Source organism: Enterobacter sp. UNJFSC 003 (assembly GCF_036903355.1).
Classification (GTDB): domain Bacteria; phylum Pseudomonadota; class Gammaproteobacteria; order Enterobacterales; family Enterobacteriaceae; genus Enterobacter.
The window spans coordinates 1-7,390 of sequence record NZ_JBAKHK010000022.1; the positions used below are offsets into that span (position 1 = coordinate 1).

Consider the following 7,390-nt stretch of genomic DNA (forward strand, 5'->3'; position numbering starts at 1 on the left):
GCGCTGCCGGCACCTGTCCTACGAGTTGCATGATAAAGAAGACAGTCATAAGTGCGGCGACGATAGTCATGCCCCGCGCCCACCGGAAGGAGCTGACTGGGTTGAAGGCTCTCAAGGGCATCGGTCGAGATCCCGGTGCCTAATGAGTGAGCTAACTTACATTAATTGCGTTGCGCTCACTGCCCGCTTTCCAGTCGGGAAACCTGTCGTGCCAGCTGCATTAATGAATCGGCCAACGCGCGGGGAGAGGCGGTTTGCGTATTGGGCGCCAGGGTGGTTTTTCTTTTCACCAGTGAGACGGGCAACAGCTGATTGCCCTTCACCGCCTGGCCCTGAGAGAGTTGCAGCAAGCGGTCCACGCTGGTTTGCCCCAGCAGGCGAAAATCCTGTTTGATGGTGGTTAACGGCGGGATATAACATGAGCTGTCTTCGGTATCGTCGTATCCCACTACCGAGATATCCGCACCAACGCGCAGCCCGGACTCGGTAATGGCGCGCATTGCGCCCAGCGCCATCTGATCGTTGGCAACCAGCATCGCAGTGGGAACGATGCCCTCATTCAGCATTTGCATGGTTTGTTGAAAACCGGACATGGCACTCCAGTCGCCTTCCCGTTCCGCTATCGGCTGAATTTGATTGCGAGTGAGATATTTATGCCAGCCAGCCAGACGCAGACGCGCCGAGACAGAACTTAATGGGCCCGCTAACAGCGCGATTTGCTGGTGACCCAATGCGACCAGATGCTCCACGCCCAGTCGCGTACCGTCTTCATGGGAGAAAATAATACTGTTGATGGGTGTCTGGTCAGAGACATCAAGAAATAACGCCGGAACATTAGTGCAGGCAGCTTCCACAGCAATGGCATCCTGGTCATCCAGCGGATAGTTAATGATCAGCCCACTGACGCGTTGCGCGAGAAGATTGTGCACCGCCGCTTTACAGGCTTCGACGCCGCTTCGTTCTACCATCGACACCACCACGCTGGCACCCAGTTGATCGGCGCGAGATTTAATCGCCGCGACAATTTGCGACGGCGCGTGCAGGGCCAGACTGGAGGTGGCAACGCCAATCAGCAACGACTGTTTGCCCGCCAGTTGTTGTGCCACGCGGTTGGGAATGTAATTCAGCTCCGCCATCGCCGCTTCCACTTTTTCCCGCGTTTTCGCAGAAACGTGGCTGGCCTGGTTCACCACGCGGGAAACGGTCTGATAAGAGACACCGGCATACTCTGCGACATCGTATAACGTTACTGGTTTCACATTCACCACCCTGAATTGACTCTCTTCCGGGCGCTATCATGCCATACCGCGAAAGGTTTTGCGCCATTCGATGGTGTCCGGGATCTCGACGCTCTCCCTTATGCGACTCCTGCATTAGGAAGCAGCCCAGTAGTAGGTTGAGGCCGTTGAGCACCGCCGCCGCAAGGAATGGTGCATGCCGGCATGCCGCCCTTTCGTCTTCAAGAATTAATTCCCAATTCCCCAGGCATCAAATAAAACGAAAGGCTCAGTCGAAAGACTGGGCCTTTCGTTTTATCTGTTGTTTGTCGGTGAACGCTCTCCTGAGTAGGACAAATCCGCCGGGAGCGGATTTGAACGTTGCGAAGCAACGGCCCGGAGGGTGGCGGGCAGGACGCCCGCCATAAACTGCCAGGAATTGGGGATCGGAATTAATTCCCGGTTTAAACCGGGGATCTCGATCCCGCGAAATTAATACGACTCACTATAGGGGAATTGTGAGCGGATAACAATTCCCCTCTAGAAATAATTTTGTTAAGTTTAAGAAGGAGATATACATATGATTACCAGTGCACTGCATCGTGCGGCGGATTGGGCGAAAAGCGTGTTTTCTAGTGCTGCGCTGGGTGATCCGCGTCGTACCGCGCGTCTGGTGAATGTTGCGGCGCAACTGGCCAAATATAGCGGCAAAAGCATTACCATTAGCAGCGAAGGCAGCAAAGCCATGCAGGAAGGCGCGTATCGTTTTATTCGTAATCCGAACGTGAGCGCGGAAGCGATTCGTAAAGCGGGTGCCATGCAGACCGTGAAACTGGCCCAGGAATTTCCGGAACTGCTGGCAATTGAAGATACCACCTCTCTGAGCTATCGTCATCAGGTGGCGGAAGAACTGGGCAAACTGGGTAGCATTCAGGATAAAAGCCGTGGTTGGTGGGTGCATAGCGTGCTGCTGCTGGAAGCGACCACCTTTCGTACCGTGGGCCTGCTGCATCAAGAATGGTGGATGCGTCCGGATGATCCGGCGGATGCGGATGAAAAAGAAAGCGGCAAATGGCTGGCCGCTGCTGCAACTTCGCGTCTGAGAATGGGCAGCATGATGAGCAACGTGATTGCGGTGTGCGATCGTGAAGCGGATATTCATGCGTATCTGCAAGATAAACTGGCCCATAACGAACGTTTTGTGGTGCGTAGCAAACATCCGCGTAAAGATGTGGAAAGCGGCCTGTATCTGTATGATCACCTGAAAAACCAGCCGGAACTGGGCGGCTATCAGATTAGCATTCCGCAGAAAGGCGTGGTGGATAAACGTGGCAAACGTAAAAACCGTCCGGCGCGTAAAGCGAGCCTGAGCCTGCGTAGCGGCCGTATTACCCTGAAACAGGGCAACATTACCCTGAACGCGGTGCTGGCCGAAGAAATTAATCCGCCGAAAGGCGAAACCCCGCTGAAATGGCTGCTGCTGACCAGCGAGCCGGTGGAAAGTCTGGCCCAAGCGCTGCGTGTGATTGATATTTATACCCATCGTTGGCGCATTGAAGAATTTCACAAAGCGTGGAAAACGGGTGCGGGTGCGGAACGTCAGCGTATGGAAGAACCGGATAACCTGGAACGTATGGTGAGCATTCTGAGCTTTGTGGCGGTGCGTCTGCTGCAACTGCGTGAATCTTTTACTCCGCCGCAAGCACTGCGTGCGCAGGGCCTGCTGAAAGAAGCGGAACACGTTGAAAGCCAGAGCGCGGAAACCGTGCTGACCCCGGATGAATGCCAACTGCTGGGCTATCTGGATAAAGGCAAACGCAAACGCAAAGAAAAAGCGGGCAGCCTGCAATGGGCGTATATGGCGATTGCGCGTCTGGGCGGCTTTATGGATAGCAAACGTACCGGCATTGCGAGCTGGGGTGCGCTGTGGGAAGGTTGGGAAGCGCTGCAAAGCAAACTGGATGGCTTTCTGGCCGCGAAAGACCTGATGGCGCAGGGCATTAAAATCTGCATCACGGGAGATGCACTAGTTGCCCTACCCGAGGGCGAGTCGGTACGCATCGCCGACATCGTGCCGGGTGCGCGGCCCAACAGTGACAACGCCATCGACCTGAAAGTCCTTGACCGGCATGGCAATCCCGTGCTCGCCGACCGGCTGTTCCACTCCGGCGAGCATCCGGTGTACACGGTGCGTACGGTCGAAGGTCTGCGTGTGACGGGCACCGCGAACCACCCGTTGTTGTGTTTGGTCGACGTCGCCGGGGTGCCGACCCTGCTGTGGAAGCTGATCGACGAAATCAAGCCGGGCGATTACGCGGTGATTCAACGCAGCGCATTCAGCGTCGACTGTGCAGGTTTTGCCCGCGGGAAACCCGAATTTGCGCCCACAACCTACACAGTCGGCGTCCCTGGACTGGTGCGTTTCTTGGAAGCACACCACCGAGACCCGGACGCCCAAGCTATCGCCGACGAGCTGACCGACGGGCGGTTCTACTACGCGAAAGTCGCCAGTGTCACCGACGCCGGCGTGCAGCCGGTGTATAGCCTTCGTGTCGACACGGCAGACCACGCGTTTATCACGAACGGGTTCGTCAGCCACGCTACTGGCCTCACCGGTCTGAACTCAGGCCTCACGACAAATCCTGGTGTATCCGCTTGGCAGGTCAACACAGCTTATACTGCGGGACAATTGGTCACATATAACGGCAAGACGTATAAATGTTTGCAGCCCCACACCTCCTTGGCAGGATGGGAACCATCCAACGTTCCTGCCTTGTGGCAGCTTCAATGACTGCAGGAAGGGGATCCGGCTGCTAACAAAGCCCGAAAGGAAGCTGAGTTGGCTGCTGCCACCGCTGAGCAATAACTAGCATAACCCCTTGGGGCCTCTAAACGGGTCTTGAGGGGTTTTTTGCTGAAAGGAGGAACTATATCCGGATAACTACGTCAGGTGGCACTTTTCGGGGAAATGTGCGCGGAACCCCTATTTGTTTATTTTTCTAAATACATTCAAATATGTATCCGCTCATGAGACAATAACCCTGATAAATGCTTCAATAATATTGAAAAAGGAAGAGTATGAGTATTCAACATTTCCGTGTCGCCCTTATTCCCTTTTTTGCGGCATTTTGCCTTCCTGTTTTTGCTCACCCAGAAACGCTGGTGAAAGTAAAAGATGCTGAAGATCAGTTGGGTGCACGAGTGGGTTACATCGAACTGGATCTCAACAGCGGTAAGATCCTTGAGAGTTTTCGCCCCGAAGAACGTTTCCCAATGATGAGCACTTTTAAAGTTCTGCTATGTGGCGCGGTATTATCCCGTGTTGACGCCGGGCAAGAGCAACTCGGTCGCCGCATACACTATTCTCAGAATGACTTGGTTGAGTACTCACCAGTCACAGAAAAGCATCTTACGGATGGCATGACAGTAAGAGAATTATGCAGTGCTGCCATAACCATGAGTGATAACACTGCGGCCAACTTACTTCTGACAACGATCGGAGGACCGAAGGAGCTAACCGCTTTTTTGCACAACATGGGGGATCATGTAACTCGCCTTGATCGTTGGGAACCGGAGCTGAATGAAGCCATACCAAACGACGAGCGTGACACCACGATGCCTGTAGCAATGGCAACAACGTTGCGCAAACTATTAACTGGCGAACTACTTACTCTAGCTTCCCGGCAACAATTAATAGACTGGATGGAGGCGGATAAAGTTGCAGGACCACTTCTGCGCTCGGCCCTTCCGGCTGGCTGGTTTATTGCTGATAAATCTGGAGCCGGTGAGCGTGGGTCTCGCGGTATCATTGCAGCACTGGGGCCAGATGGTAAGCCCTCCCGTATCGTAGTTATCTACACGACGGGGAGTCAGGCAACTATGGATGAACGAAATAGACAGATCGCTGAGATAGGTGCCTCACTGATTAAGCATTGGTAACTGTCAGACCAAGTTTACTCATATATACTTTAGATTGATTTACCCCGGTTGATAATCAGAAAAGCCCCAAAAACAGGAAGATTGTATAAGCAAATATTTAAATTGTAAACGTTAATATTTTGTTAAAATTCGCGTTAAATTTTTGTTAAATCAGCTCATTTTTTAACCAATAGGCCGAAATCGGCAAAATCCCTTATAAATCAAAAGAATAGCCCGAGATAGGGTTGAGTGTTGTTCCAGTTTGGAACAAGAGTCCACTATTAAAGAACGTGGACTCCAACGTCAAAGGGCGAAAAACCGTCTATCAGGGCGATGGCCCACTACGTGAACCATCACCCAAATCAAGTTTTTTGGGGTCGAGGTGCCGTAAAGCACTAAATCGGAACCCTAAAGGGAGCCCCCGATTTAGAGCTTGACGGGGAAAGCCGGCGAACGTGGCGAGAAAGGAAGGGAAGAAAGCGAAAGGAGCGGGCGCTAGGGCGCTGGCAAGTGTAGCGGTCACGCTGCGCGTAACCACCACACCCGCCGCGCTTAATGCGCCGCTACAGGGCGCGTAAAAGGATCTAGGTGAAGATCCTTTTTGATAATCTCATGACCAAAATCCCTTAACGTGAGTTTTCGTTCCACTGAGCGTCAGACCCCGTAGAAAAGATCAAAGGATCTTCTTGAGATCCTTTTTTTCTGCGCGTAATCTGCTGCTTGCAAACAAAAAAACCACCGCTACCAGCGGTGGTTTGTTTGCCGGATCAAGAGCTACCAACTCTTTTTCCGAAGGTAACTGGCTTCAGCAGAGCGCAGATACCAAATACTGTCCTTCTAGTGTAGCCGTAGTTAGGCCACCACTTCAAGAACTCTGTAGCACCGCCTACATACCTCGCTCTGCTAATCCTGTTACCAGTGGCTGCTGCCAGTGGCGATAAGTCGTGTCTTACCGGGTTGGACTCAAGACGATAGTTACCGGATAAGGCGCAGCGGTCGGGCTGAACGGGGGGTTCGTGCACACAGCCCAGCTTGGAGCGAACGACCTACACCGAACTGAGATACCTACAGCGTGAGCTATGAGAAAGCGCCACGCTTCCCGAAGGGAGAAAGGCGGACAGGTATCCGGTAAGCGGCAGGGTCGGAACAGGAGAGCGCACGAGGGAGCTTCCAGGGGGAAACGCCTGGTATCTTTATAGTCCTGTCGGGTTTCGCCACCACTGATTTGAGCGTCAGATTTCGTGATGCTTGTCAGGGGGGCGGAGCCTATGGAAAAACGGCTTTGCCGCGGCCCTCTCACTTCCCTGTTAAGTATCTTCCTGGCATCTTCCAGGAAATCTCCGCCCCGTTCGTAAGCCATTTCCGCTCGCCGCAGTCGAACGACCGAGCGTAGCGAGTCAGTGAGCGAGGAAGCTATGGTGCACTCTCAGTACAATCTGCTCTGATGCCGCATAGTTAAGCCAGTATACACTCCGCTATCGCTACGTGACTGGGTCATGGCTGCGCCCCGACACCCGCCAACACCCGCTGACGCGCCCTGACGGGCTTGTCTGCTCCCGGCATCCGCTTACAGACAAGCTGTGACCGTCTCCGGGAGCTGCATGTGTCAGAGGTTTTCACCGTCATCACCGAAACGCGCGAGGCAGCTGCGGTAAAGCTCATCAGCGTGGTCGTGCAGCGATTCACAGATGTCTGCCTGTTCATCCGCGTCCAGCTCGTTGAGTTTCTCCAGAAGCGTTAATGTCTGGCTTCTGATAAAGCGGGCCATGTTAAGGGCGGTTTTTTCCTGTTTGGTCACTGATGCCTCCGTGTAAGGGGGATTTCTGTTCATGGGGGTAATGATACCGATGAAACGAGAGAGGATGCTCACGATACGGGTTACTGATGATGAACATGCCCGGTTACTGGAACGTTGTGAGGGTAAACAACTGGCGGTATGGATGCGGCGGGACCAGAGAAAAATCACTCAGGGTCAATGCCAGCCGAACGCCAGCAAGACGTAGCCCAGCGCGTCGGCCGCCATGCCGGCGATAATGGCCTGCTTCTCGCCGAAACGTTTGGTGGCGGGACCAGTGACGAAGGCTTGAGCGAGGGCGTGCAAGATTCCGAATACCGCAAGCGACAGGCCGATCATCGTCGCGCTCCAGCGAAAGCGGTCCTCGCCGAAAATGACCCAGAGCGCTGCCGGCACCTGTCCTACGAGTTGCATGATAAAGAAGACAGTCATAAGTGCGGCGACGATAGTCATGCCCCGC

Annotated in this window: 5 protein-coding genes and 4 pseudogenes; 6 read left to right on the plus strand and 3 right to left on the minus strand. The window is 53.8% G+C overall.

From position 1 onward, the window contains the following. Positions 1 to 176 precede the first annotated feature (176 nt). Positions 177 to 1,259, minus strand: coding sequence for a DNA-binding transcriptional repressor LacI (gene lacI, locus V5P19_RS22800; RefSeq protein WP_000805902.1), 1,083 nt, complete (start codon positions 1,257 to 1,259; stop codon positions 177 to 179). Positions 1,260 to 1,797: 538 nt separating this feature from the next. On the opposite strand from lacI, the pseudogene V5P19_RS22805 reads away from it, so the two are divergent. From V5P19_RS22805 to V5P19_RS22820, 5 genes and pseudogenes are all read left to right on the plus strand, one after another. Continuing rightward, positions 1,798 to 3,225, plus strand: a pseudogene (locus V5P19_RS22805) (IS4 family transposase); the annotation flags it as partial. A gap of 12 nt (positions 3,226 to 3,237) precedes the next feature. Beyond that, positions 3,238 to 3,447, plus strand: a pseudogene (locus tag V5P19_RS24740) (hypothetical protein); the annotation flags it as partial. 306 nt (positions 3,448 to 3,753) lie between these two features. Then, entirely contained in the window at positions 3,754 to 4,008 is a 255-nt protein-coding gene (locus tag V5P19_RS24745) for a carbohydrate-binding protein (protein ID WP_341508484.1), read from the plus strand. Positions 4,009 to 4,295: 287 nt separating this feature from the next. Next, positions 4,296 to 5,156, plus strand: a complete 861-nt coding sequence (locus V5P19_RS22815; RefSeq protein ID WP_000027060.1) for a class A beta-lactamase TEM-181 — start codon at positions 4,296 to 4,298, stop codon at positions 5,154 to 5,156. A 434-nt stretch (positions 5,157 to 5,590) separates the two neighbouring features. Then, positions 5,591 to 5,713 (plus strand): hypothetical protein, encoded by a 123-nt coding sequence (locus tag V5P19_RS22820; RefSeq protein WP_257722212.1) that lies wholly within the window; start codon positions 5,591 to 5,593, stop codon positions 5,711 to 5,713. A 1,028-nt stretch (positions 5,714 to 6,741) separates the two neighbouring features. On the opposite strand, the gene V5P19_RS22825 is transcribed toward V5P19_RS22820, so the two are convergent. After that, positions 6,742 to 6,933 carry a Rop family plasmid primer RNA-binding protein gene (locus V5P19_RS22825; protein WP_000165985.1) on the minus strand — a complete coding sequence of 64 codons (192 nt, stop codon included), beginning with the start codon at positions 6,931 to 6,933 and terminating at the stop codon, positions 6,742 to 6,744. Positions 6,934 to 6,997: 64 nt separating this feature from the next. Between V5P19_RS22825 and V5P19_RS24750 the strand changes: the two are divergent. After that, positions 6,998 to 7,084 (plus strand): annotated as a pseudogene (locus V5P19_RS24750) (plasmid mobilization relaxosome protein MobC); the annotation flags it as partial. A gap of 35 nt (positions 7,085 to 7,119) precedes the next feature. On the opposite strand, the pseudogene V5P19_RS22830 reads toward V5P19_RS24750, so the two are convergent. After that, positions 7,120 to 7,390, minus strand: a pseudogene (locus V5P19_RS22830) (hypothetical protein); the annotation flags it as partial.